21 protein-coding genes are annotated in these 25,428 nt (G+C 69.4%); 16 read left to right on the forward strand and 5 right to left on the reverse strand.

Annotated elements, in window-relative coordinates; translation table 11 throughout:
• Positions 1 to 199: 199 nt before the first annotated feature.
• From AB0H43_RS07755 to AB0H43_RS07785, 7 genes are all read left to right on the forward strand, one after another.
• Positions 200 to 1,630: a gamma-aminobutyraldehyde dehydrogenase gene (locus AB0H43_RS07755; protein WP_359998112.1), complete on the forward strand. Its 1,431-nt coding sequence runs from the start codon at positions 200 to 202 to the stop codon at positions 1,628 to 1,630.
• A 76-nt stretch (positions 1,631 to 1,706) separates the two neighbouring features.
• Positions 1,707 to 2,951, forward strand: coding sequence for a spermidine/putrescine ABC transporter substrate-binding protein (locus tag AB0H43_RS07760; RefSeq protein WP_359998115.1), 1,245 nt, complete (start codon positions 1,707 to 1,709; stop codon positions 2,949 to 2,951).
• A gap of 6 nt (positions 2,952 to 2,957) precedes the next feature.
• Complete coding sequence (locus AB0H43_RS07765; protein ID WP_359998118.1) at positions 2,958 to 4,121, forward strand: ABC transporter ATP-binding protein; 1,164 nt, start codon at positions 2,958 to 2,960, stop codon at positions 4,119 to 4,121.
• Entirely contained in the window at positions 4,118 to 5,047 is a 930-nt protein-coding gene (locus AB0H43_RS07770) for an ABC transporter permease (protein ID WP_359998120.1), read from the forward strand. The genes AB0H43_RS07765 and AB0H43_RS07770 overlap by 4 nt, the downstream gene beginning before the upstream one ends.
• Positions 5,048 to 5,875 carry an ABC transporter permease gene (locus AB0H43_RS07775; protein ID WP_359998123.1) on the forward strand — a complete coding sequence of 276 codons (828 nt, stop codon included), beginning with the start codon at positions 5,048 to 5,050 and terminating at the stop codon, positions 5,873 to 5,875.
• A 253-nt stretch (positions 5,876 to 6,128) separates the two neighbouring features.
• Complete coding sequence (locus AB0H43_RS07780) at positions 6,129 to 7,556, forward strand: FAD-dependent oxidoreductase (RefSeq protein WP_359998125.1); 1,428 nt, start codon at positions 6,129 to 6,131, stop codon at positions 7,554 to 7,556.
• Positions 7,557 to 7,652: 96 nt separating this feature from the next.
• A complete protein-coding gene (locus tag AB0H43_RS07785; RefSeq protein WP_359998127.1) occupies positions 7,653 to 8,876 on the forward strand; it encodes a saccharopine dehydrogenase C-terminal domain-containing protein in 1,224 nt (407 codons plus the stop codon).
• A 54-nt stretch (positions 8,877 to 8,930) separates the two neighbouring features.
• Here the strand turns inward: AB0H43_RS07785 and AB0H43_RS07790 are convergent, their stop codons facing one another.
• The 3 genes from AB0H43_RS07790 to AB0H43_RS07800 form a co-directional block, all read right to left on the reverse strand.
• A complete protein-coding gene (locus AB0H43_RS07790) occupies positions 8,931 to 9,368 on the reverse strand; it encodes a hypothetical protein (RefSeq protein ID WP_359998129.1) in 438 nt (145 codons plus the stop codon).
• 251 nt (positions 9,369 to 9,619) lie between these two features.
• On the reverse strand, positions 9,620 to 10,864 hold the full coding sequence (gene gabT / locus AB0H43_RS07795; RefSeq protein ID WP_359998131.1) for a 4-aminobutyrate--2-oxoglutarate transaminase: 1,245 nt from the start codon (positions 10,862 to 10,864) through the stop codon (positions 9,620 to 9,622).
• A gap of 57 nt (positions 10,865 to 10,921) precedes the next feature.
• Positions 10,922 to 12,358, reverse strand: coding sequence for a gamma-aminobutyraldehyde dehydrogenase (locus AB0H43_RS07800; protein ID WP_359998132.1), 1,437 nt, complete (start codon positions 12,356 to 12,358; stop codon positions 10,922 to 10,924).
• Positions 12,359 to 12,427: 69 nt separating this feature from the next.
• Here AB0H43_RS07800 and AB0H43_RS07805 point away from each other — a divergent pair, with 69 nt between their 5' ends.
• The 6 genes from AB0H43_RS07805 (at position 12,428) to manA (ending at position 19,058) form a co-directional block, all read left to right on the forward strand.
• Positions 12,428 to 13,864: an aldehyde dehydrogenase family protein gene (locus AB0H43_RS07805; protein WP_359998134.1), complete on the forward strand. Its 1,437-nt coding sequence runs from the start codon at positions 12,428 to 12,430 to the stop codon at positions 13,862 to 13,864.
• Between the two features lie 139 nt (positions 13,865 to 14,003).
• Positions 14,004 to 15,389, forward strand: a complete 1,386-nt coding sequence (locus tag AB0H43_RS07810; RefSeq protein ID WP_359998136.1) for a phosphomannomutase/phosphoglucomutase — start codon at positions 14,004 to 14,006, stop codon at positions 15,387 to 15,389.
• A gap of 87 nt (positions 15,390 to 15,476) precedes the next feature.
• Positions 15,477 to 15,623, forward strand: a complete 147-nt coding sequence (locus AB0H43_RS07815; RefSeq protein ID WP_359998612.1) for a Trm112 family protein — start codon at positions 15,477 to 15,479, stop codon at positions 15,621 to 15,623.
• A 3-nt stretch (positions 15,624 to 15,626) separates the two neighbouring features.
• On the forward strand, positions 15,627 to 16,829 hold the full coding sequence (locus tag AB0H43_RS07820; protein ID WP_359998138.1) for an SIS domain-containing protein: 1,203 nt from the start codon (positions 15,627 to 15,629) through the stop codon (positions 16,827 to 16,829).
• Positions 16,830 to 16,936: 107 nt separating this feature from the next.
• Positions 16,937 to 17,884, forward strand: coding sequence for a cation diffusion facilitator family transporter (locus AB0H43_RS07825; RefSeq protein WP_359998139.1), 948 nt, complete (start codon positions 16,937 to 16,939; stop codon positions 17,882 to 17,884).
• 43 nt (positions 17,885 to 17,927) lie between these two features.
• Positions 17,928 to 19,058, forward strand: coding sequence for a mannose-6-phosphate isomerase, class I (gene manA / locus AB0H43_RS07830; protein ID WP_359998141.1), 1,131 nt, complete (start codon positions 17,928 to 17,930; stop codon positions 19,056 to 19,058).
• Between the two features lie 7 nt (positions 19,059 to 19,065).
• Here manA and ahcY read toward each other — a convergent pair whose 3' ends face one another.
• Positions 19,066 to 20,517: an adenosylhomocysteinase gene (gene ahcY / locus AB0H43_RS07835; RefSeq protein WP_359998143.1), complete on the reverse strand. Its 1,452-nt coding sequence runs from the start codon at positions 20,515 to 20,517 to the stop codon at positions 19,066 to 19,068.
• A 435-nt stretch (positions 20,518 to 20,952) separates the two neighbouring features.
• Between ahcY and efeU the strand changes: the two genes are divergently transcribed.
• The 3 genes from efeU to efeB are packed head-to-tail and all read left to right on the forward strand — an operon-like array spanning position 20,953 to position 24,239.
• Entirely contained in the window at positions 20,953 to 21,819 is an 867-nt protein-coding gene (efeU, locus tag AB0H43_RS07840) for an iron uptake transporter permease EfeU (protein WP_359998144.1), read from the forward strand.
• 18 nt (positions 21,820 to 21,837) lie between these two features.
• On the forward strand, positions 21,838 to 22,962 hold the full coding sequence (gene efeO / locus AB0H43_RS07845) for an iron uptake system protein EfeO (protein ID WP_359998146.1): 1,125 nt from the start codon (positions 21,838 to 21,840) through the stop codon (positions 22,960 to 22,962).
• A 14-nt stretch (positions 22,963 to 22,976) separates the two neighbouring features.
• The gene (efeB, locus tag AB0H43_RS07850; RefSeq protein ID WP_359998148.1) at positions 22,977 to 24,239 is read left to right on the forward strand and encodes an iron uptake transporter deferrochelatase/peroxidase subunit; all 1,263 of its coding nucleotides are present in this window, start codon (positions 22,977 to 22,979) and stop codon (positions 24,237 to 24,239) included.
• Between the two features lie 157 nt (positions 24,240 to 24,396).
• Here the strand turns inward: efeB and AB0H43_RS07855 are convergent, their stop codons facing one another.
• Complete coding sequence (locus tag AB0H43_RS07855; protein WP_359998150.1) at positions 24,397 to 25,353, reverse strand: RDD family protein; 957 nt, start codon at positions 25,351 to 25,353, stop codon at positions 24,397 to 24,399.
• Positions 25,354 to 25,428 lie beyond the last annotated feature (75 nt).

The following is a 25,428-nucleotide window of genomic DNA, read 5'->3' on the forward strand; positions in this document are numbered from 1 at the left end:
ATGCGTCGGAACCGTGTCGCGGATCGCGTCGTCCGTGTCACGTCCGGCGGTCGCCGTAACGAAACCGCAATCTTGAACCGCAATTCTCGCGTAATCCGTTGTCTAAGTCGATAACTGCAACGGAATCACTTGTGAACTGCGCCACGTCATGCCAGTATCAGGCGCACACGATACCGTCGGCGCTGCTGGGAGGCGGTCCATGGGCTTTCAGGTCGTCAATCCGGCCGACGGTTCCGTCGTCACGGAGTACGAACCCGCCGGACCGGCCGAGGTGGACGCGGCGGTGGCCGCGGCCCGCGCGGCGTACGCCGAATGGTCGCGCACCACTCCGGCCGAGCGGTCGGCGGCGTTGACCCGGCTGGCCGGGGTCCTCACCGACCGGGCCGACGAGTTCGCCCAGGTCGAGGTGAGCCAGACGGGCAAGCCCATCCGGCTCGCCACCGAGTTCGACGTCCCCGGCACGATCGACAACACCGCGTTCTTCGCCGGGGCCGCCCGGCACCTGGAGGGCAAGGCGGCCGCGGAGTACTCCGCCGACCACACCAGCCTGATCCGCCGGGAGCCGATCGGTGTCGTCGGCTCGATCGCGCCGTGGAACTATCCGCTGCAGATGGCGGCTTGGAAGATCCTGCCGGCCATCGCGGCGGGCAACACGATCGTCCTCAAGCCCGCCGAGATCACCCCGCTCACGAGCCTCCTGTTCGAGCAGGCGGCAGTGGACGCGGGGATTCCGGCCGGTGTCGTGAACGTCGTGGCCGGGCGCGGCCCGGTCGCGGGAACCGCCCTGGTCGAGCATCCCGACATCGACATGGTCAGCTTCACCGGGTCGACGGCGGTCGGCCGCCGAGTCGGGGCGGCCGCAGCCGGCGCGGTCAAACGCGTACACCTCGAACTCGGGGGCAAGGCGCCGTTCGTCGTCTTCGGCGACGCCGACCTGGAGGCAGCCGCCCGTGGGGCCGTCGCCGCGTCGCTGATCAACACCGGTCAGGACTGCACGGCGGCGACTCGGGCGTACGTGGCCCGGCCGCTCTTCGGGGCATTCGTGGACCGGGTCGCCGAGCTGATGGCCGGCGTACGCCTGGGCGACCCGACCGATCCGGCGACCGATCTCGGCCCCTTGGTCTCCTTCGCCCAGCGTGACCGGGTCGCCGGGTTCGTGGAACGTGCCCTGGAGAGCGGGGCGAAAGCCGTGACCGGCGGCGGCGCGCCCACGACGGAGAACCTGGCGAAGGGTGCGTACTACCAGCCGACTCTGATCGTGGGGGCGGCTCAGGACAGCGAGATCGTGCAGGACGAGGTCTTCGGGCCGGTTCTCACGGTCCTGCCGTTCGACACCGACGACGAGGCGCTCGCCTTGGCCAACGACACCCCGTACGGCCTGGCGGCGAGCGTCTGGACCCGCGACGTGCACCGCGCGCTGCGCGGCTCCCGGGAGCTGCGAGCCGGCTGCGTGTGGGTCAACGACCACATTCCGATCATCAGCGAGATGCCGCACGGCGGCTTCCGGCGCTCCGGCTTCGGCAAAGACATGTCGGCGTACGCCTTCGAGGAGTACACGCAGGTCAAGCACGTGATGCTGGAGGTCACCGGGGTTGCCGCCAAGCCGTGGCAGAGCACTATATTTCGTTAGCCCCGCCCGCGTTGACACGCGGCCCGACCAAGCCCCCAACCGGTACCAGCCCCCGCCTGAAGACAAGGACCCTCAGATGCGCTCGTCTTCCCGTAAGCCTCTGTCCCCGGAGGCGAAAGCGCTGCTCGACGCCATGCCGACGCGACGCGGTCTGCTCCGCGGCGTGGCCGCCGGCGGCGCCCTGGCCCTGACCGGCGGCGCGTTGGCCGCCTGTGGCACCAAGGGCAAGAACCCGACCGCCGCGACGAGCAGCGCCGCCAAGGTCTGCGCGACGCCCGACGTCTCGGCCACCGAGCGCAAACTGATCTTCTCGAACTGGGTCGAGTACATGGACACCGACGAGAAGAACGCGAGCAAGCACCCGACGCTGGACGCGTTCAAGGCCAAGACCGGCATCGAGGTGACCTACCGCGAGGACATCAACGACAACGACGAGTTCTACGGCAAGATCCGGACGCAGCTCACCGAGTGTCAGGCGATCGAGCCCGACGTGGTGGTCTTCACCGACTGGATGGCCGCGAAGCTGATCAAGGCCAACCAGGTCGCGAAGTTCGAGCCGACCAAGGTGGCCAACTTCCAGAAGAACCTGGCCCCGTCGCTCAAGGGCCGCGCGTTCGACCCGGAGATGGTGTACGCCGCCCCGTGGCAGTCCGGCTTCACCGGCATCGGCTACAACGCCAAGGTCGTCAAGACGCCGGTCAAGAGCATCGACGAGCTGCTGACCCGGGCCGACCTCAAGGGCAAGGTCTCGGTCATGACCGAGCTGAACGACACGATGGGCCTGATCCTGCTGTCGATCGGCAAGGACCCCGCCAACTTCACCGCGGCCGACTACGACGCGGCGATCGACAAGCTGAAGAAGGCGGTCGACTCCGGCCAGATCCGCCGGGTCGCGGGCAACGACTACCTGACCGACCTGGCCAAGGGCGACGTCGGGGCCTGCATCGGCTGGTCCGGCGACGTGATCGCGACCGGCGCGGACGACGAGAACGTCAAGTACGTCATCCCCGAGGAGGGGCAGATGTACTGGTCGGACAACATGCTGATCCCGATCACCTCGACGCACGCGTCCAATGCGATGGCGCTCATCGACTACTACTACGACCCCAAGGTGGCCGCGGAGCTGGCCGCGTGGGTCAACTACATCTGCCCGGTGGCCGGCGCCCAGGCGGCGATGAAGGACATCGACCCCGATCTGGTCGAGGACAGCTTCATCTTCCCGACCGACACCGAGCTGTCGAAGGCGCACGCGTTCATGACGCTGGCCGACGACGTCCGCAAGGACTACGAGCGCAAGTTCCGCGCCGTGATCGGGGCCTGACGTCCCATGTCTGTCGCCCCCACCCCGGTCGCGGCCTCGCCCGCCGCGACCGGCGTCGCGCCCACCGGCGGCCTGACTCTCGCCGGCGTGACGAAGCGCTTCGGCGCGTTCGTCGCGGTCGACGACCTGGGCCTGCATATTCCGGAGGGCTCGTTCTTCGCCCTGCTCGGCGCTTCGGGCTGCGGGAAGACCACGACGCTGCGCATGGTCGCCGGGCTGGAGGAGCCGACCGCCGGCTCCATCACCCTGGGCGGTAAGGACATCACCCGCATGCGGCCGCATCAGCGGCCGGTCAACACGGTCTTCCAGAGCTACGCCCTCTTCCCGCACATGACGGTCGAGCAGAACGTGGCGTTCGGCCTCCAGCAGCGCAAGGTCAAGCGGGCCGAGATCAAGCCGGCCGTCCGGGCGATGCTGGAGCTGGTCCAGCTGGCCGACTACGGCCACCGCCGCCCGGCTCAGCTCTCCGGTGGGCAACAGCAGCGGGTCGCACTGGCCCGCGCGCTCGTGAACCACCCCCAGGTGCTGCTGCTCGACGAGCCGCTCGGCGCCCTCGACCTCAAGCTCCGCCGCCAGATGCAGATCGAGCTGAAGCGGATCCAGACCGAGGTCGGCCTGACCTTCGTGCACGTCACGCACGACCAGGAGGAGGCCATGACGATGGCCGACACCGTCGCCGTGATGAACGCCGGGCGGATCGAGCAGCTCGGCGCGCCGACCGAGATCTACGAATTCCCGGCCAGCACCTTCGTCGCGAACTTCCTCGGGCAGTCCAACCTGCTCACCGCGAACGCGCACGGTCCGTCGGGCGACGACGTCGCGGTGGAGGCGTACGGCTCGCGGTTCGCGGTGCCCGCGGCCCGGTCGCGGGTCACCTCTGGTCCCGCTCATCTAGGGGTACGCCCAGAGAAGCTGCACGTGACCACCGAAGTAGCGCCCGACGGTCACAACGCCGTGCCCGGGGTCATCACCGACTCCTCCTACGTCGGAGTGTCGACGCAGTACCTGGTCCGCGCACCGTGGGGCGACGAACTGGCGGTCTTCGCCCCCAACTCGGGGACCGGCGGCCCACTGCATCCGGGCACCGAGGTGACGGTGCACTGGCATCCCGCCCACTCGTTCCTGCTCGCGCCCGAATCCAGCGCCGAGTCCGGTGTGGAGCCGGCGTGAGCGCGGTCATCACCACCCCGTCGGGCGGGCCGGCGGGCGGCGACGTCTACGAGCCGCCGCCGGAGCCGGTCGCGGGCGCGAAGCGACGCTCGTGGGTGCCTTACCTTCAGCTGTTCCCGGGCTGGCTCTGGCTGGTCCTCTTCTTCGCCCTGCCGGTGGCCCTGTTGGCCCAGTCGACCCTGTGGGATCCGGCCGGCAGCCTCGAAGAGGGCTACGAGCTGACCTGGCGGTGGCAGAACTTCACCGACGGCATCTCGACCTACTCCGACCAGTTCCTGCGGTCGCTCGGGTACGCCCTGGTCGCCACGATCCTGTGCCTGATCATCGGCTACCCGTTGGCGTACGCGATCGCGCTGAAGGCGGGCCGCTGGCGGAACCTGATGCTCGTCGGCGTCATCGCCCCGTTCTTCACCAGCTTCCTCGTGCGTACGCTCGCCTGGAAGACGATCCTGTCCGATCACGGCTGGGTGATGGACGTGCTGCGGACGACGCCGTTCTTCGGCCCGGACGATCGGCTGCTGGCGACCCCGTTCGCGGTCATCGCCGGGCTGACCTACAACTTCCTGCCGTTCATGGTCCTGCCCCTGTACGCCTCTCTCGGCAAGCTGGATCCCCGGCTCCTCGAAGCGGCCGGCGACCTGTACGCCCACCCGATCAAGTCCTTCTTCCGGGTGACCCTGCCGCTGTCGATGCCGGGGGTCGTCGGCGGGACGCTGATGACGTTCATCCCGGCTACCGGCGACTACATCAACGCCGAGCTGCTGGGCAGCCCGGCGACCACGATGATCGGCAACGTCATCCAGTCGCAGTACCTGAGGGTCGGCGACATCCCGGTCGCGGCGGCCCTGTCGTTCACCCTGATGGCGGGCATTCTGATCCTGGTCGCGATCTACGTCGCGATCTCCGGCACCGACGAGGTGGTCTAGATGCGCCGCTTCCGGAGATGGGTCGCCGACCACTGGATCATGGGCGTCGGGCTGGTCGTCCTGGCGTACATGGCGTTGCCGATCGCCGTCATCGCGCTGCTCTCCTTCAATCAGCCCGAATCCAACAAGACGACGTACCTGCTCGACGACTCCGGGGTGAACTGGACCCTGAACAACTGGGCGAACATCTGTAGTGGCGCCGACGACATGTGCGGCTCGCTCTGGGTCAGCCTCCGGGTCGGGTTCATCGCCACCGTGATCGCCACGATCCTCGGTACGCTCATCGCGTTCGCCCTGGTCCGGCACCGGTTCTTCGGCCGGTCGGCGATGAACGTGCTGATCTTCCTGCCGATGGCGACGCCCGAGATCGTGATGGGCTCGTCACTGCTGACCCTGTTCGTCTCCGCGCAGGTCGACCTCGGATTCGCTACCATCGTGATCGCACATGTGATGTTCTGTATCTCGTTCGTGGTGGTGACGGTGAAGGCGCGGCTGGCGGGGCTCGACCCCCGGCTTCAGGAGGCGGCGATGGACCTCTATGCCACGCCGTTCGCCACCTTCCGCCGGGTCACGCTGCCACTGGTCATGCCGGGCATCGTCAGCGCCGCCCTGCTGAGCTTCTCGCTCTCGTTCGACGACTACATCATCACCACGTTCAACAGCGGCGGCGTACGCACCTTCCCGCTGTTCGTCTGGGGCGCCAACCAGCGCGGCATTCCGCCGCAGGTCAACGCGATCGCGACGGGCATGTTCCTGATCGCGTTCGTCATCGTCGCCGTCGGGCAGCTTCGCAACGCCCGCCGGTCGCGTCGCGCCGCCACTTCCTAAGTCTTCTTCTCAGCCAGTACCGCCGCGTGTTCCGTGCGGCGGTACTGGCTTACCTATTTCGTGCGCCGCTTTCGGCGTACCCATATATGACTTCGCGGCCCCGCCGCCGAACGCCCGAGGGCGCGCCGGACGGGGAACCACCGCGGACCCGCAGGTAGCCGCACTGCGGGAGACGCCGATCGAGGGGCTCGACCGGCACGTACAAGAACCACACGCGCGGGCGTGTGCGAGAGAAGGAGAAGGTGATCGGCTCATGCGAGCCAAAGGATCAGATCTGTGGGCGTCGGCCCTGCGAGACGCAGCACCGACGCCGTACTGGACGGACCGGCCGGACCGGCCCGTCGCCCGCGAGCCGCTGAGCGGGGTGGAGACCACCGACCTGGTGGTCATCGGCGGTGGGTACAGCGGGCTGTGGACGGCCCTGCTGGCCAAGGAACGTGACCCGCACCGCGACGTGGTGCTGGTCGAGGCCGGACTCTGCGGCGACGCCGCCTCCGGCCGCAACGGTGGATTCTGCGCGGCGAGCCTGACCCACGGGCTGGCCAACGGCGCCGAGCGCTTCGGGGCCGAGGTGGCCCGGCTGGAGCGACTGGGCCGGCAGAACCTCGACGAGATCGAGCAGACGATTCGGCGGTACGGCATCGAGTGCGACTGGGAGCGCACCGGTGAACTCTCCGTGGCCGTCGAGCCCTATCAGGTGGCCGAGCTTCGCTCGGCGGCCGAGGACGCCCTGGACTACGGCCACGACGTGGCCTATCTGGACCAGGACGAGGTGCAGGCCGAGGTGCATTCGCCGACCTACCTCGCGGGGTTGTGGGATCGCGATCGGGTGGCCATGGTGGACCCGGCCAAGCTGGCCTGGGGTCTCCGCGCGGCCGCGTTGTCCGCCGGGGTCCGGATCTATGAGGACTCTCCGGCGGTGAAGCTGTCGCGCGACGGCTCGCCCGGTGCCGGCTCCGGCGTCGCGGTCTACACGCCGCTGGGAGTGGTACGCGCACAGCACGCCGCTCTGGCGACCAACGCGTTTCCGCTGCTCCGGCGGTTAAGACGGTATCTGGTTCCGGTCTACGACTACGCGCTGATGACGGCGCCGTTGACCGCCGGGCAACTGGAGTCGATCGGCTGGCGTAACCGGCAGGGGCTGGGCGACCTGGCGAACCAGTTCCACTACTACCGGATCACCCCGGACGGCCGGATCCTCTTCGGCGGATACGACGCGATCTACCACTTCGGCAATCGCATCTCCGTGTCCCTGGAACGCCGGACCGCCACGTTCGAGACGTTGGCCGCGCACTTCTTCGAGACCTTCCCGCAGCTGGCCGGTTCGGTGACGTTCAGCCACGCCTGGGGCGGGGTGATCGACACCTGCACCCGGTTCTGCCCGTTCTTCGGCACGGCCATGTCCGGGCGAGTGGCGTACGCCGCCGGATACACGGGGCTCGGCGTCGGGGCGACCCGCTTCGGCGCTCAGGTCATGCTCGACCTGCTGAGCGGGGCCGACTCGGAACGCACGCGCCTGCGGTTCGTGCGTACGCGGCCCATTCCGTTCCCGCCCGAGCCCTTCCGCTCCGTCGGCATCGGACTGACCCGGTGGTCGCTGGCCCGTGCCGATGCTCGGCAGGGCCGCCGCAACCTGTGGCTGCGCACCCTCGACCGCGCCGGCCTCGGCTTCGACTCCTAAGTTTTTTTGCGCGCGATCATGAGCTAACGGACGTGCTCGACCGGCGTGTCGTGTCCGTAGATCCATGATCGCGCTCCTCCCAGAAGGAACTTGATCATGCGCATACTTCTCGTCGGCGCGGGCGGCGTCGGCAGCGCCGCCGCCGCCATCGCAGCCCGCCGCGACTTCTTCGACCTCTTGGTGGTCGCCGACTACTCCCTGGCCCGCGCCCAGCGAGCCGTCTCCGGACTGGACAAGCGGTTCCAAGCCGCGCAGGTGGACGCCTCGTCCGCGTACGCGATCGCTGCTCTCTGCCGCGAGCACGAAATCACACACGTCCTCAACGCAGTCGATCCCCGGTTCGTCATGCCGATCTTCGACGGGGCGTACGCCGCCGGCGCCCACTATCTCGACATGGCGATGTCGTTGTCTCAGCCCCATCCGTCGCTGCCCTACGAGCGGACCGGCGTCAAACTGGGCGACGAACAGTTCGCCGCAGCCGTCGAGTGGCAGGCGGCCGACCGGCTCGCCCTCGTCGGCATCGGCGTCGAACCCGGGCTCTCCGACGTCTTCGCCCGGTACGCCGCCGACCATCTGTTCACCGAGATCGACGAGATCGGCGTACGCGACGGGTCGAACATCACCGTCGACGGCTACGAGTTCGCGCCCAGCTTCTCGATCTGGACGACGATCGAGGAGTGCCTGAACCCGCCGGTGGTGTGGGAGAAGGACCGGGGCTGGTTCACCACCGAACCGTTCTCCGAGCCGGAGGTCTTCGACTTCCCCGAGGGCATCGGCCCGGTCGAGTGCGTCAACGTCGAGCACGAGGAGGTTCTGCTGATCCCGCGATGGGTGGACGCGCGGCGGGTCACCTTCAAATACGGGCTGGGCGCGGAGTTCATCGACGTGCTGAAGACGATCCACAAGCTCGGCCTGGACTCCACCAAACCCGTACGCGTCGGCGGCGTCGACGTCTCCCCACGGGACGTGCTGGCCGCCCGGCTGCCCGATCCGGCGACCCTGGGCGACCGGATGCGGGGCAAGACCTGCGCCGGCACCCTGGTCACCGGGGTCGGCCGCGACGGTGAACCGCTGGAGGCCTACCTCTACCACGTCGTCGACAACGAATGGTCGATGCGGGAGTACGGCCATCAGGCGGTGGTCTGGCAGACCGCGGTGAACCCCGTGATCGCGCTGGAACTGCTCGCGGCGGGGACCTGGTCCGGCGTCGGCGTCCTGGGTCCGGAGGCGTTCGAGCCGACTGCCTTCCTCGACAAGCTCAAGGAGTACGGCACTCCGTGGGGCCTGCGAGTCGGCGGCTCCCAACTCGCCACCCACTAATAGCATTGCGGCGGCGTCCCTGATCGCATCAGGGACGCCGCCGCTCGATGGTCGTCAGTTGATGCTGAAGTGGGCCATGAGCTTGGTCAGCTGGCCCTTGACCTCGACCATGTCGCCCTCGAGACCGTCGAGCCTGCCGTCGAGTCCGTCGAGCCTGCTGTCGACTCCGTCGAGTCTGCTGTCGAGTCGGTCGAGTCTGCTGTCGAGTCGGTCGAGTCTGCTGTCGAGTCCGTCGAGCCTGCTGTCGATGCCTTCGAGCCGGTCCTCGATCTTCTCAAGGCGGCTGTCCACCACACGCGCATGAGAATTCAAGATCTTCAGGCTGGTGTGCACTCCCACGAACTCGTGGTCCATCGCTTGGTGCAGGTCGTGAACCTTCTGACCAACGGTGCAGACGCCCTTGTGGACCTGGTTCGTCCGGTCGAGCAGAGCATCGTCGTTCTCTCGCAGCTTTCGGAGTTCGTCTTCGATAGTCCCTGTCACGCTGTGCAACTCCCTTGCTCGCGCTGTCCGAGTGTCGGGTTCGGCGCCGCCCCGCGAAGAGAGCTTATACCTCTTGTGACCTGCGAATCTACGGACACTTCTCCGGGCTGAAATGCCCATACCCAAGCGCATCTCTGTGGATCATTCGGACTCCGAGTCCACAATGGATGCACACTAGCCATCGCCACTAGATCGGGGTCATGCATGCTTCCCGACACCTCGGGAAGCATGCATGACCCCGATCTGGCGCCCGAAAGCGGCTAGCGGGAGGTGAGAGCGGCGGTGAGGATGTCGAGACCCCGGTCGAGGACGTCGTCCGGCATCACCAGGGGTGGCAGGAAGCGCAGCACGTTGCCGTAGGTTCCGCAGGTCAGGACGAGGAGTCCGTTCGCGTGGCACTGCGCGGCGACGCTCGCGGCCGTCGAGGCGTCGGGCAGCTCGACGGCGATCATCGCGCCGCGGCCGCGTACTTCCGCGATCGCGGGGTGGTCCAGCTCGGACAGCCGGGCGGTGATCCGCGATCCGATGTGGCGGGCCGCGCCGGCGAGGTCCAGCTCCCGCATCGTCTCGATGGAGGCGAGGGCGGCGGCGCAGGCGATCGGATTGCCGCCGTAGGTGCCGCCGAGTCCGCCGACGTGCACACTGTCCATGATGGATGCATGACCAGTGACCGCAGCCAGGGGAAGCCCGCCGGCGATGCCCTTGGCCGTCGTGATCAGGTCGGGTTCGACGTCCTCGTGCGACGAGGCGAACCAGGAACCGGTCCGGCAGAAGCCGGTCTGGATCTCGTCGGCGATGAACACCGCGCCCGCTTCCCGCGTCCACTCGGCCAACGCCGGCAGGAAGCCGGGCGCGGGCACGACGAAGCCGCCCTCGCCCTGGATCGGCTCGATGAGCACTGCGGCCACATTGGACGCGCCGACCTGCTTCTCGATCATGTCGATCGCACGGGCCGCCGCGGCCGGTCCGTCGAGCCCGTCCCGCAGCGGGTAGGACATGGGGGCGCGGTAGATCTCCGGGGCGAACGGGCCGAACCCGTTCTTGTACGGCATGTTCTTCGCGGTCAGCGCCATGGTGAGGTTCGTACGCCCGTGGTAACCGTGGTCGAAGACGACGATGGCGGGGCGCTTGGTGTGGTACCGGGCGATCTTGACGGCGTTCTCGACCGCCTCCGCGCCCGAGTTGAACAGCGCCGACCGCTTCTCGAAGGCGCCCGGAGTCAGCCCGTTGAGCTGCTCGCACACGGCCACGTACGCCTCATAGGGGGCGACCATGAAGCAGGTGTGGGTGAACCGTTCGACCTGCCGCTGGACCGCCTCGATCACTCGGGGAGCGCTGTTGCCCACACTGGTCACGGCGATCCCGGCGGCGAAGTCGATCCACTCCCGGCCGTCGACGTCGGTGAGGGTGCCACCACTCGCGTGGTCGACATAGGACGAGATGGTGGAGCCGACGCCCCGGGCGACCGCCGCGACCCGGCGCTTGTGAATCTCTGCCGAGGTCATCTCACGCCCCGAGCTGCCGGCCGGCCAGAAAATCGCTGCGCATTCGCTCGCTCCCTTTCAGCCGGCGATGTTGTGCATGACGTGCTTGACCCGCGTGTAGTCCTCCAGGCCGTACATCGACAGGTCCTTGCCGTGCCCGGAGTGCTTGAACCCGCCGTGCGGCATCTCGGCCACGAGCGGGATGTGCGTGTTGACCCAGACGCAGCCGAAGTCCAGCGCGCGCGACACCCGCATCGCCCGGCCGTGATCCCTGGTCCAGACGCTGGAGGCGAGTCCGTAACGGACGTCGTTGGCCAGCGCCACCGCCTCGGCCTCGTCGGTGAACCGCTGCACGGTGATGACCGGCCCGAAGACCTCGTCCTGGATGATCTCGTCGGTCTGCCGCAGGCCGCCGACGACGGTCGGGGCGAAGAAGTAGCCGCGGTCGCCGACGCGTTCGCCTCCGGCGGTCACCGTGGCGTGCCCCGGGAGCCGCTCCACGAAACCCTGCACCCGGGCCAGCTGGTTCGCGTTGTTGACCGGCCCGTACAGGACGTCTTCGTCGTCGGGCGCGCCGGTGCGCGTACCCCTGGCTTGTTCGGTGAGCGCGGCCAGGAAGTCGTCGTGGACGCCCGGCGCGACCAGCACGCGGGTGGCCGCGGTGCAGTCCTGGCCCGCGTTGAAGTAGCCCGCCACCGCTATGGCCTCGGCCGCGGCCGCGACGTCCGCGTCGTCGAAGACCAGGACCGGCGCCTTGCCGCCCAGCTCCAGGTGGGTCCGCTTGAGGTCCGGCGCGGCGGCCGCCGCCACCTCCATGCCCGCGCGGGTCGAGCCGGTGATCGAGACGAACTGGGGCGTGCGGTGCGCGACGAGCGCGCGGCCCGTGTCGCGATCTCCTGTCACCACATTGAGTACGCCGGCCGGCAGGAATTCGGCGGCGATCTCGGCCAGCCGCAGAGTGGACAGGGGAGTGGTGTCCGAGGGCTTGAGCACGACGGTGTTGCCGGCCGCGATGGCCGGGGCGAACTTCCAGATCGCCATCATCAGCGGGTAGTTCCACGGGGTGACCTGGGCGCAGACGCCGATGGGCTCGCGGCGCACGTAGCTGGTGTGGCCGGCCAGGTACTCCCCGGCGGACCGTCCTTCGAGGACACGCGCGGCGCCGGCGAAGAACCGCAGCTGGTCCACGGCGGGCGGGAGTTCCTCGCTCATCGTCAGCGCGATCGGCTTGCCGGTGTTCTGGCTCTCCAGCGCGACGAGTTCCTCGGCCTGGGCCTCGACCGCGTCGGCGATCTTGAGGAGGGCGCGCTGGCGTTCCGACGGCGTGGTGTCGCGCCAGGTCTCGAAGGCCGCCGCCGCGGCCCGCATGGCGCGGTCGACGTCCTCCGCGCCGGAGACCGGAGCGCTCGCGAAGACCTCGCCGGTGGTGGGGTCGATGAGGTCGGCGTGGCGCCCGTCGACGGGGGCCACCCACTCCCCGTTGATGAAGTTGCGCAGAACTCGGTCCATGGCCATCCTCACAACTGATTTCGTCGTAGGGAAGACCCTAGGCCACGGTATCCGCAATAGTCTAGGCTCGAAATCATGGCTGAGCCCTTCTGGATCGCCGGTACGCCGGAGCACGGGACCGATGATCTCGTCGTCAACCAACCCTATGACGGGGGCGAGGTGGGCCGGACCACGCTGGCCACCCCGGAGCAGGTCGACCGGGCGGTGCAGGCCGCCGCCGACGTCGCCGCCGAGGCCGCCGCGCTGCCCGCCGCGACCCGAGCCGCCGCGCTGGACCACATCAGCCGCCGGCTGGGCGAGCGGGCCGAGGAAGTGGCCCGCCTGATCACGGCCGAGAACGGCAAACCGCTGATCTGGGCGCGGGCCGAGGTCAGCCGGGCGATCTCCACGTTCCGCTGGGCCGCCGAGGAGGCCCGCCGCTTCTCCGGCGAGCTGCAACGGCTGGACACCGACGCCGCCGCGGCGGGCCGGATGGCGGTCGTACGCCGTTTCCCGAAGGGCCCGGTCCTCGGCATCACGCCGTTCAACTTCCCGCTGAACCTGGTGGCGCACAAGGTCGCCCCGGCGCTCGCGGTCGGCGCCCCGATCGTGGTCAAGCCCGCTCCGGCGACCCCGCTGACGGCGTTGCTGCTCGGCGGCATCCTCGCCGAGACGGACCTGCCCGCTGGGATGTTCTCGATCCTGCCGATCGCCAACGACGCCGCGCCCGCGCTGGTCGCCGACCCGAGGCTGCCGGTGGTCTCGTTCACCGGGTCCGGCCCGGTCGGCGCGCAGATCCGGCGGTCGGTCCCCGACAAGCACGTCACGCTGGAACTGGGCGGCAACGCGGCGGCGGTGCTCTGCGAGGACTGGGCGAGCGAGGCCGACCTGGACTGGGCCGCCCAGCGGATCGCCCTGTTCAGCAACTATCAGGCCGGGCAGAGTTGCATCGCGGTCCAACGCGTGATCGTCCCCGCCGCCCTGGCCGGTCGCTTCCGGGAGAAGCTGGTCGCGGCGGTCGAGGCGTTGAAGGTCGGCGACCCGTTCGGGGAGGGCGTACAGGTCGGGCCGGTCATCTCGGAGGCGGCGGCCGACCGGATCGAGCAGTGGGTCGGCGAGGCGGTCGCCTCAGGAGCCCGGCTGCTCACCGGGGGCAAACGCGACGGCTCCACGGTCGCGCCGACCGTGCTGGCGGAGGTTCCGGCCGACGCGAAGGTCAGCTGCGAAGAGGTGTTCGGCCCGGTCCTCGTCCTGACCGAGGTGGCCGGCGACACCGAGGCGTTCGCGGCCGTCAACGACTCGGCGTACGGGTTGCAGGCCGGCGTCTTCACACACAACCTGCAGACGGCCTTCCGGGCACATCGGGAATTGCAGGTCGGCGGGGTCATCGTCGGCGACGTGCCCTCCTTCCGCGCCGACCAGATGCCGTACGGCGGGCTCAAGGGCAGCGGCGTGGGCAGGGAAGGGCTGCGCAGCGCGATGGAGGACTACACCGACGTGAAGGTCATGGTCCTGACCGGCCTCGACCTCTGATTCTTGCGTGATCATTGCGTCAGCCATGCTGTATCAACGGGCAAATTGCCGCGCGAAGCAGCATGGCTGACGCAATGATCAGGGCCGACCGGCGGGGCCGCGAGGTCACAGCAGCCGTCACTGACTAGGCTGACATGTCGTGACGGACCTTTCCGCGATCATCAAGGCCTATGACGTCCGGGGCACCGTCCCCGATCAGCTGAACGAGGACGTGGCGCGGGCAGTCGGCATCGCGTTCGCCCGGGTGCTGGCCGAGCAGGGCACCGGAGCCACCGCCGTCGTGGTCGCCCACGACATGCGCGAGTCCGGTCCCGGCCTGGTCGCGGCGTACGCCGAGGGCCTCCGTTCGGTCGGGCTCGACGTCGTCAACGTCGGCCTGTGCTCGACCGACGAGCTGTACTACGCCTCGGGCATCCTCGACCTGCCGGGCGCCATGTTCACGGCGAGTCACAATCCCGCGCAGTACAACGGGATCAAGCACTGCTACGCCGGGGCGAAGCCGGTCGGGCAGGAGTCCGGGCTGGCCCGGATCAAGGAGATCGCGCAGGACCTGCTCGACAGCGGCGCGGCGACCGAGGTCGGCGGGCTGCGCGGCGGCTATGAAGAGCGGGACATGCTTCCGGCGTACGCCGAGCATCTTCGCGGTCTGGTCGACCTGTCCGGCATCCGCCCGCTGAAGGTGGTCGTCGACGCCGGCAACGGCATGGGCGGGTTCACCGTCCCGGCGGTGCTCGGTGACGCGGTGCTGCCCGCGCTGCCGCTGGACATCGTCCCGATGTACTTCGAGCTGGACGGGTCGTTCCCGAACCACGAGGCGAACCCGCTGGAGCCGAAGAACATCGTGGACCTCCAGGCGGCGGTCGTGAAGAACGGCGCCGACCTGGGCCTCGCCTTCGACGGCGACGCCGACCGCTGCTTCGTCGTGGACGCCGACGGCGACCCGGTGTCGCCGAGCGCGATCACCGCGCTGGTCGCGACGCGGGAACTCGCCAAGCACCCCGGCGGCACCGTCATCCACAACCTCATCACCTCGCGGGCGGTGCCCGAGATCGTGACCGAGAACGGTGGGGTCCCGGTGCGTACGCGGGTGGGCCACTCCTTCATCAAGGCGGAGATGGCGAAGACCGACGCGATCTTCGGCGGCGAGCACTCCGCGCACTACTACTTCCGCGACTTCTGGGGCGCCGACACCGGCATGCTGGCCGCGATGCATGTGCTGGCCGCGCTGGGTGAGCAGGACAAGCCGCTGAAGGAGCTGGCCGCCCGGTTCGAGCGGTACGCCGCCTCCGGCGAGATCAACTCCACGGTGACCGATCAGCGGGCGAAGCTCGACGAGGTCAAGCAGGCCTTCGCCGACTCCGAGCAGGATGAGCTGGACGGCCTCACGGTGAGCTTCGCCGACGGGGCCTGGATCAACCTGCGCCCGTCCAACACCGAGCCGTTGCTGCGGCTGAACATCGAGGCGCCGTCCGCCGAGCGCGTAGCGCAGCTCCGCGACGACGTGCTGGCGATCGTGCGCGGGTAGGCTCTGGCCATGTCTGAGACTGACCGCACTCCTGGCGGCTCGCGCGAGCACTCCCCGGCGACGAACTCGGCGACCCTCGACCCGCAGCTGCTCGAGGTGCTGGCCTGCCCGGCGCCGGATCACGCCCCGCTGGGCTACGACGCGGCCGCGCAGACATTGACCTGCACGTCGTGCGGCCGGGTGTTCCCGGTCCGCGACGGTCTTCCGGTGTTGCTGCTCGACGAGGTGATCTAAGGGATGGGCGCTCCGATAGACGGCTCCGCCGGCGTACGCGGGCATCGGCACCTCGACGAGGCGCTGCTCGACGACGTCGCCGCGCTGGAGTCCAACGACCCGGGCGGCATGATGCGCGCGACGGCCGGCGCCGGAGCGCAGGTACGCGAGGCGACCGCGCTGACGGCCGAGGTCAATCTCGGTCAGCTGGCCGACGAGGGGCGCCCGCGCGCGATCGTCATCGCCGGGGCCGGGACGGCCGCCCGCAGCGGCGACGTGCTCGCCACCGTCGCCGGGCCGCGGTGTCCGGTGCCGGTGCTGGCGCATCGCAGTTCCGGCGTACCGGGCTGGGTCGGCGCGGCCGACGTCGTGATCGCCGTGTCGGCCAGTGGCCGGTCCCCTGAGGCCCTCGCGGCGGCGGAGGCGGCCACGCGGCGAGGTGCCCGTCTCGTCGCGATCGGTGCGCCAGATTCGCCATTGCAGTCGGTCGCCGAGCGGGGCAGGTCCCCGTTCGTCCCGGTGCCGCGACGCGCGCCGGCTCGGGCCAGCCTCTGGGCGTTGACCGTTCCGGTGCTGCTCGCGGCTCGGGCGCTCGGCCTGGTGAAGATCACGGAGGCGGACCTCGCCGAGACGGCGTCCCGGTTGGACGCCGACGCCGACCGGTGCCGCCCGACGGCGGAGAGCTTCGTGAACCCGGCCAAGGCGATGGCGTTGTCCCTGGCTGGTTCGGTGCCGGTCGTCTGGGGTTCGTCGCCGCTGGCGACGATGGCGGCCCGCCGGTTCGGTGACACGCTGTCGGCGAACGCGCGTTATCCCGTGGTCACCGGCGAACTCGGGGAGGCCGGCCGGGGCCGCGTCGGTCTGCTCGACGGCTACTTCGGCGCGCTGGCGGAGTCGCAGCGCGACATCTTCGCCGACCCCGACGACGAGGCCGAGGCGAGCAGTCGCCTCTCCGTGACGTTGCTGCAGGATGGCGGTCTGGCCGACGACGAGATCAGCGCGCCGGCCGGAGTGGAGGAGCGCCGCATCGAGGCCGTGCAGGAGATCTGCGACCGCCGGGGGATTCGGTGGACGCTGCTCACCGCGGAGGGTGGTTCGGTGCTGGAGCGGTTCGCCTCGCTCGTGGCCGTGCCCGACTTCGCCTCGATCTACCTGAGCCTGGCACACGGGCTCGACCCGATGGCGGTGCCGGCCGTCACGGAACTGAAGGAAAAGCTGCGCGGCTGATAAAGCGCCGGATCAGGGTTCAGTGTTGACGCAAGATCCGACACTGGACCCTGTTCTGCCGCCGGGGGGAGCCGGAGGCACGTGATCAGAGAGGGAATGAAGCAAGCGTGAGCGCTGGTGGAGGCACCAAAGCGGTCGTGGCGGCACTGGCCGCCAACTTGGGCATCGCGACCACGAAGTTCATCGCGGCGGCCTTGAGCGGGTCGTCGTCGATGCTGGCGGAGGCGATCCACTCGGTCGCCGACTCCGGCAACCAGGTGCTGCTGTTGTTCGGCGGGAAGCGCGCCCAGCGCGCGGCGACGCCGCAGCACCCGTTCGGGTACGGGCGGGAGCGCTACATCTACAGCTTCATCGTCTCGATCGTGCTCTTCAGCGTCGGTGGCCTGTTCGCGTTGTACGAGGCGTACCACAAGTGGCACGACCCGCACCCCATCACGTCGTGGGCGTGGCTGCCGGTCGCCGTCCTGGTGGTCTCGATCGTCCTGGAGAGCATGTCGTTCCGGACCGCCATCAAGGAGTCCAACCTCATCCGGGGCAAGGTCGGCTGGGTGCAGTTCATCCGCCGGGCCAAGGCGCCGGAGCTGCCGGTGGTCCTCCTCGAGGACCTGGGCGCGCTGATCGGTCTGGTCTTTGCCCTCTTCGGCGTCTCGATGACGCTGCTGACCGACGACGGTCGCTGGGATGCGGCCGGCACGGCGATGATCGGCGTACTGCTGGTGGCGATCGCGGTGGTGCTCGCCGTGGAGACCAAGAGCCTGCTGCTCGGCGAGTCCGCGACGGACACCGACGTCGCCGCCATCGAGCGGGCCATCCTCGCCGGCGACGAGGCCGAGCGGATCATCCACATGCGTACGCTGCACCTCGGGCCCGAGGAGCTGCTGGTCGCCGCGAAGATCGCCATCCGGCACGAGGACTCGGCCGACCACATCGCGCACGGCATCGACGCCATCGAGCAGCGCATTCGCGACGCGGTGCCGATCGCCCGGGTCATCTATCTGGAGCCGGACATCTACGAGGCGGGCCGCCAGCCGAAGCAGGCCGTCGAGGAACACTGAAAAGCACAGCCGAGCACCGAGAAGCACAGAGGAAGTCCTGAGCATGCGTCCCCTCGCCAGCCCGATCCAGCCCTACGCCTGGGGTTCGCGGACCGCCCTCGCCGAGTTGCAGGGCCGGTCCGCGCCCAGCGCCGGTCCGGAGGCCGAGCTGTGGGTCGGGGCGCATCCCAGCGCCCCGGCTCGACTGCCCGACGGTCGCGGGCTGGACGAGGCGATCGCCGCCGATCCGCGGCCGACGCTCGGCCCGGCCCTGGACCGGTTCGGCCCACGCCTGCCGTACCTGCTCAAGGTGCTCGCCGCCGAGCAGCCGCTGTCCTTGCAGGCTCACCCGGACCTGCCGACCGCGCAGGCGGCGTTCGCGGCCGGGCATCCGAGCTATGTGGACGCCAATCACAAGCCCGAGCTGCTGGTCGCGGTCACCGAGTTCGACGCGCTGTGCGGCTTCCAGCCGGCCTCCGTGGGCGCCTCACGGCTCGCCGGTCTCCAGGTCGCCAAGCTCGACCAAGTGGTACGCACATTGGCGGCCGGTGAGCTCCGGTCAGCGGTCGAGCAGGTGCTCACCTGGCCGGAGCCGGATCGGGCCGGGCTGGTGGCCGACGTCGTCGCCGCCGCCGGAGAACACCCCGAGTACGCGGTCGCCCGGCGGCTGGCCGCCTACTACCCGGGTGACGTCGGCGTGGTGGTCGCGTTGCTGCTGAACTTCGTCACGCTGCAGCCGGGCGAGGGTATCTGGATGCCCGCCGGCAACCTTCACGCGTACCTGCGGGGGACCGGCGTCGAGATCATGGCGGCCAGCGACAACGTCCTGCGGGGCGGTCTCACGCCCAAGCCCGTCGACGTGCCGGAACTGTTGCGGGTGCTCGTCTTCGAGCCGCTGCCCGACCCAGTGCTGCGTCCCGTACGGCTGGCCGAGGGCGAAGGGTGGTCGGTCGACACGTGGCCGGTTCCGATCGAGGACTTCGCGCTGCGCCGGGTCACCTTGGCCGGGGAAGCGGTGCGCCTCGACCCGGTCGGCCCGCGTACCCTTCTGTGCCTGCGTGGCGAGGTCGTGGCCGCGGACCGGGAGGGCAGCGTGGACCTGAAGCCCGGGTACGCCGCCTTCGGCAACGCCGGCGCCGGCCAGCTGGAGCTGGCCGGCGCCGGAGAGGTTTTCCTGGCTGAGGTTTCTCAGTGACGGTTTCTCAGTAGCGGTAGTGGTCGGCCTTGTACGGGCCCTCCACCGGTACGCCCAGGTAGTCGGCCTGGTCCTTGGTGAGCTGGGTGAGCTTGACGCCCAGCGCGTCCAGGTGCAGGCGGGCGACCTTCTCGTCCAGGTGCTTCGGCAGCACGTAGACGCCGATCGGGTACTGGTCGGTCTTGGTGAACAGCTCGATCTGGGCGATGGTCTGGTTCGTGAAGCTGTTGCTCATCACGAAGCTCGGGTGACCGGTCGCGTTGCCGAGGTTCAGCAGGCGGCCCTCGGACAGCACGATGATCGAGTGGCCGTCCGGGAACACCCACTCGTCGACCTGCGGCTTGATGTTGACCTTCTGGACACCGGGGAGCTTGGCCAGACCGGCCATGTCGATCTCGTTGTCGAAGTGGCCGATGTTGCCGACGATCGCGTTGTGCTTCATCTGCGCCATGTGGTCGGCGGTGATGACGTCCTTGCAGCCGGTCGAGGTGACGAAGATGTCCGCAGTGGACACCACGTCCTCGAGCGTGGCGACCTGGTAGCCGTCCATCGCGGCCTGCAGCGCGCAGATCGGGTCGACCTCGGTCACGATGACCCGGGCGCCCTGGCCGCGCAGCGACTCGGCGCAGCCCTTGCCGACGTCGCCGTAGCCCGCGATGACCGCGACCTTGCCACCGATCAGCACGTCGGTCGCGCGGTTGATGCCGTCGATCAGCGAGTGGCGGCAGCCGTACTTGTTGTCGAACTTGCTCTTGGTGACCGAGTCGTTGACGTTGATCGCCGGGAACAGCAGCGAACCCGCCGCCTGCATCTCGTAGAGGCGATGCACGCCGGTGGTGGTCTCCTCCGTGACGCCCTTGATCTGCCCGGCGACCGTGGTCCACCGCTTCGCGTCCTCGGTGAGCGACCGCTGCAGCACCTTGAGGATGATCGCGTACTCCTCGGAGTCGGCGGTGTCCGGCGACGGGACGGCGCCGGCCGCCTCGAACTGCGCGCCCTTGTGGACGAGCAGGGTGGCGTCGCCGCCGTCGTCGAGGATCATGTTCGGGCCGTCACCGCCCGGCCAGAGCAGAATCTGCTCGGTGCACCACCAGTACTCCTCCAGCGTCTCGCCCTTCCAGGCGAAGACCGGCACGCCCGAGGGCTGCTCGACGGTGCCCTCCGGGCCGACGACGACCGCGGCCGCCGCGTGGTCCTGAGTGGAGAAGATGTTGCAGCTGGCCCAGCGCACCTCGGCGCCGAGCGCGACGAGCGTCTCGATGAGGACGGCCGTCTGGATGGTCATGTGCAGCGAGCCGGTGATCCGCGCGCCGCGCAGCGGCTTCGTCTCGCCGAACTCCCGGCGCATGGCCATCAGGCCGGGCATCTCGTGCTCGGCGAGCTGGATCTCCTTACGCCCGAAGGCGGCGAGGGAGAGGTCGGCGACCTTGTAGTCACCAGTGGTCAGGATGCGGGTCATGTACAGAACTCCTGTCGGTCGGCTGACCAGTGCCGGTCGTACCGGCGGTGCTTGCCGAATTGAGCGTACCGGCCGGTCTAGGGCCGCCTCTTCTCGGCAGGTGCTCACGTCAACTGACCGACAGACATGCGTACGCCGGTGGCCGAGCCGCTCGTGGACCTTCCACGATCGGGCGACCACCGGCGTACATCCCCCCGGTTTGGTTCCCCCGCGCGTGCCCCCGAGATCACTCTCGGGTTAACGCTGCGTGGTTACAGACTCACACCACGTAAGGAACATGTCAAGCAAAACGGAAAATTCGCCGCGGTGTCCGGTGTGGTGCGGTTCATGTGCCGATCCTCGACGTCGGCTTGACGCCACCCCGACCCTTGGCCTTAAGGTATGGCTGCCCTAACTTAGGTTCAGCTAACGTCCCTCGATCTTCCGGAGTGCGCCATGTCCGGCAACGTCTTCCTTCCGGCGTACCTCACGGGTCTGCGTGAGGGGCTGGAGGCCGCGCTGGTCGTCACGATCCTCGTCGGCTTCCTCGTCAAGTCCGACCGCCGTCGCCAGTTGCCGCTCGTCTGGGCCGGCGTCGGGGTCGCCGCCGCGTTGTCCGTCGGTGTCGTGCTGGCCCTCGGCTACGCCTCCGAAGTGCTGACCGGGCCGGGCCGGGAGCTGTTCGAGGCGATCACCTCGGTCGTCGCCGTCGTCTTCGTGACCTGGATGATCTTCTGGATGCGCAAGGCCGCCCGGTCGATCGCCGGTCAGCTGCGCGCCAAGCTCACCGACGCGATCAACCTCGGCCCGATCGCCGTGGTGGTCGTCGCCTTCCTCGCGGTCGCCCGGGAAGGCGTGGAGACGGCCGTCATCTTCATGGGCATCGTCCAGCAGTCGCCGACCGTGTGGCCGGTCCTGGGCATCACCGGCGGACTCCTCACCGCGGCGGCGCTCGGCTTCGGCCTGTACGCCAGCATCCTGCGGATCAACCTGACCAAGTTCTTCACCTGGACCGGGCTGCTGCTGATCCTGGTCGCCGCCGGCATCTTCAAGTACGGCGTCCACGACTTCCAGGAGGCCGGCGTCCTGCCGGGGCTGTCGGCCAAGGCGTTCGACATCAGCGGCGTGCTCGACCCCACCACCTGGTACGCCTCGTTGCTCTCCGGAATGTTCAACATCACCCCGGAGCCGACCGTGCTCGAGGTCGTCGCCTGGATCGCCTACGTGATCCCGGTGCTGATCCTGTTCCTGCTCCCCACCCGGGCCAAGCGGCCTGCCCCCGCCGGGCAGCCCGCCGGAGCCGCTCCCACGTCCGCTCGTTGATCTCTGGAGAGACCGATCATGCGCAAGCACCTCCTCGTACCGGCCGCCCTGCTGGGCCTGACCGCGTTCGGCCTGACCGGGTGCGGCAAGGACGAGCCCGCCGCGACCGGGGCCGACGGTCCGATCGCGGTCACCGCCAGCGACTCCGCCTGTGAGGTGGCCCGGTCGGAGAGCGCCGCCGGGACGGTCAGCTTCAAGATCAGCAACACCGGCTCGAAGGTCAACGAGTTCTACATCTACGCCTCCGGCGACCGGGTGATGGGCGAGAAGGAGAACATCCTGCCGGGCGTACCGGTGGAACTGCACGTCGAGCTGCCGGCCGGGACTTATGAGGCGGCCTGCAAGCCGGGCATGGTCGGCGACGGCATCCGCAGCAAGTTCACCGTGACCGGGTCGGCCGCGCCGCTGACCTCGGACCAGAAGCTCGCCGACGCGACCACGAGCTACCAGCGGTACGTCAAGAGCCAGACCGACGCCCTCCTGGTCAAGACCGAGGAGTTCGTCAACGCCGTCAAGGCCGGCGACGTCGCCAAGGCCAAGGCGCTGTTCCCGGTGGCCCGCACGTACTGGGAGCGCATCGAGCCGGTGGCGGAGATCTTCGGCGACCTCGACCCGAAGATCGACGGCCGGGAGGACGTGGTCGCCGAGGGCATGGCCTTCACCGGGTTCCACCGGATCGAGAAGGACCTCTGGACCACCGGCGACATCAGCAAGGACGGCCCGATCGCCGACCAGCTGCTGACCGACGTCAAGGAGATCGTGACCAAGGCCAACGCCGAGAAGCTCTCCCCGCTCCAGCTCGCCAACGGCGCGAAGGAGCTGCTGGACGAGGTGGCCACCGGGAAGATCACCGGCGAGGAGGACCGCTACTCGCATACCGACCTGTGGGACTTCGCCGCCAACGTCGAGGGGTCGAAGGCGGCCGTCGCCGCGTTGCGCCCGGCGCTGGAGGAGCGCAGCCCCGATCTGGTCACCAAGCTGGACGCCGCGTTCAAGACGGTGGAGACGACCCTGGCCAAGCACCGCGCGGGCGACGGCTGGAAGCTGCACAACCAGCTCAGCCAGGCCGAGTTGAAGGAACTGTCGGACGTGATCAACGCCTTGGCCGAGCCGATCAGCCAGGTCGCGGGCGCGATCAAGTAAGCGGGGGAGTCGGCATGGTTTCTCGACGGAAGGCCCTGACCCTGGCCGGTGTCGGCGTCGCGGGCGCGGCCGGCGTGGCCGCCACCGCGTCGGTCCTCAGCGGCGGCGGTGAGTCCGCGACCGCGTCCGGCACGGCGGCGGACGCGATCGAGTTCTACGGCGAACATCAAGCCGGCATCGTCACCCCTGCGCAGGACCGGCTGCACTTCGTGGCGTTCGACGTGATCACCAAGGATCGCGCCGACCTCATCGAACTCCTGCAGAAGTGGACGGCGGCGGCGGCCCGGATGACCGCGGGCCACGACGCCGGGGTCATCGGCGCGGTCAGCGGGATCGCCGAGGCCCCGCCGGACGACACCGGCGAGGCGCTCGGCCTGCCGGCCAGTGGGCTCACGCTGACCATCGGGTTCGGCCCGAGCCTGTTCCGGACGGCCGACGGGGTGGACCGCTTCGGCCTCGCCGCCCGGCGTCCGGCCGCCCTCGCCGACCTGCCCGCGTTCCGGGGCGACGCGCTGAAGCCGGAGATCTCCGGGGGTGACCTGTGCATCCAGGCCTGCGCCAACGATCCGCAGGTCGCCGTGCACGCCATCCGCAACCTCGCCCGGATCGGCTTCGGCAAGGTGACCGTGCGTTACTCGCAGCTCGGCTTCGGGCGTACGTCGTCGACGTCGCGCAGCCAGGCGACCCCGCGCAACCTCATGGGCTTCAAGGACGGCACGAACAATCTCAAGGCGGAAGACGGCGACCTGCTCACGGAGCACCTGTGGGCGGCGTCCTCGGACGGCGCGGACTGGATGACCGGCGGCAGCTACCTGGTCACTCGCAAGATCCGGATGGTCATCGAGACCTGGGACCGCACCTCGCTCGGCGAGCAGGAGGCGATCATCGGCCGGAACAAGGGCGAAGGCGCAGCACTCGGCCACGCGAAGGAGTTCGACCAGATCGACTTCGCGCGCAAGGGACCCGACGGCGCCCCGGCCATTCCGATGGACGCGCACGTCCGGCTCGCCCACCCCGAACAGAACAACGGCGTACGCCTGCTCCGGCGCGGCTACAACTTCGTGGACGGGTCGGACGGACTCGGCCGGTTGGACGCGGGTTTGTTCTTCATCGCGTACCAGCGGGATCCGCGTAAGCAGTTCGTCGCGGTGCAGCGCAACCTGGCCAAGTCGGACACGCTCAACGAGTACATCCGGCACGAGTCCAGCGCGGTGTGGGCCTGTCCGCCCGGGGTCACCGGACCGCAGGACTTCTGGGGCCGGACGCTGTTCGCCTGACCGGCTCGCGTCGGCACCGGCCGCTCGGTTCCCCGCGGTGGATCAGGGTTCTCGGTCGAATCTTGCTCCAAGATTCGACCCGGATCCCTGATCCAGCGCCGAAAACGCAGCGGTGAGCGGGGCGCGGTGAGGGGGCGGGGCGAGTGGGGGGCGCGGGTTAGGAGCGGGGCGCGGCTGGGCGCGGTCCGGGTACGCCCGCGACCGGGGCGCTGGTCGGGTATGCCGTCGGCCACGGGGCCGGTGCCGTCCATGGTTGCTGCACGACCGCATTGAGCTGGGGGAACAGTTCGGGCCACAGGGTCGCGTGGGCGGCTCGGGCGGCCGAGAGCCGCGCAGCGGTCCGGCGATGCCGTTCACCCAGCACCGCGGCCAGGTACGCCCAGCCTGGCGTGTTCGGCGGGGGCGGCGGGTTCGTCTTGGCGAGCACTTCGCCGGCCAGGCGCATGCCGAGCTTGGTGCGGAACGGTTCGCGCAGTTCCCGGCTGCGGGCCAGGAAGTGGCGTACCGACAGGGCCAGCTCGTCGTCGAGCCCGGTCAGGTCCAGGGTGGCGGCCCAGGCGGCCAGCGGCGGCGGCGTGACGGGGATCCAGCCCCAGGTCGCCGGGGATCGTTCGTGGATGACGAGGGTCCCGGCGGCCAGGTCGCCCAGGCGTTTGCTCTGCGGGTTCGTCGCCATCGTGATGAGGCTGGCGGCCCAGGTCACCAGCGGCATCAGCAGGCCGGGCCATTCGACCGCCGCGCCGATCAGCGCCCGGACGACCGCGTGCCGGAATCTGATCGGCCCGCCGTCGTCGCGGACGACGCGGAGTCCCATCACGAGCTTGCCGGGCGTCCGGCCCTGCGTCAGCGTCTCCCACACGGCCTGATGCCCGACGAAGACGGTGACGACGATCAGCACCCAAGCGGTGCCGCCCAGCGCCGGGTCGCCCAGCCCGGACGCGGACAGGGCGATCAGCGCCACGAACGACAGCACGACGAACGTCGCGAACTGCGAGATCATGTCGATGAGCAGGGCCAGCACACGCGATCCGGCGCGCGCCACCCGGATGTCCAGGTGCACCGCCTCGCCGCTGACCAAGCCGTCCGTGGGCGGCTCGGCGATCGCCGTGGTCATCCGTCTCCCCATGTCGTACGCAGACCAACCGCGAGGGTCTGCCGAGCGAGCAGCCGCAGTCTACGCTGTGCCTGC

Origin of the sequence: Hamadaea sp. NPDC050747 (genome assembly GCF_040654195.1) — a bacterium.
Lineage (GTDB): Bacteria > Actinomycetota > Actinomycetes > Mycobacteriales > Micromonosporaceae > Hamadaea.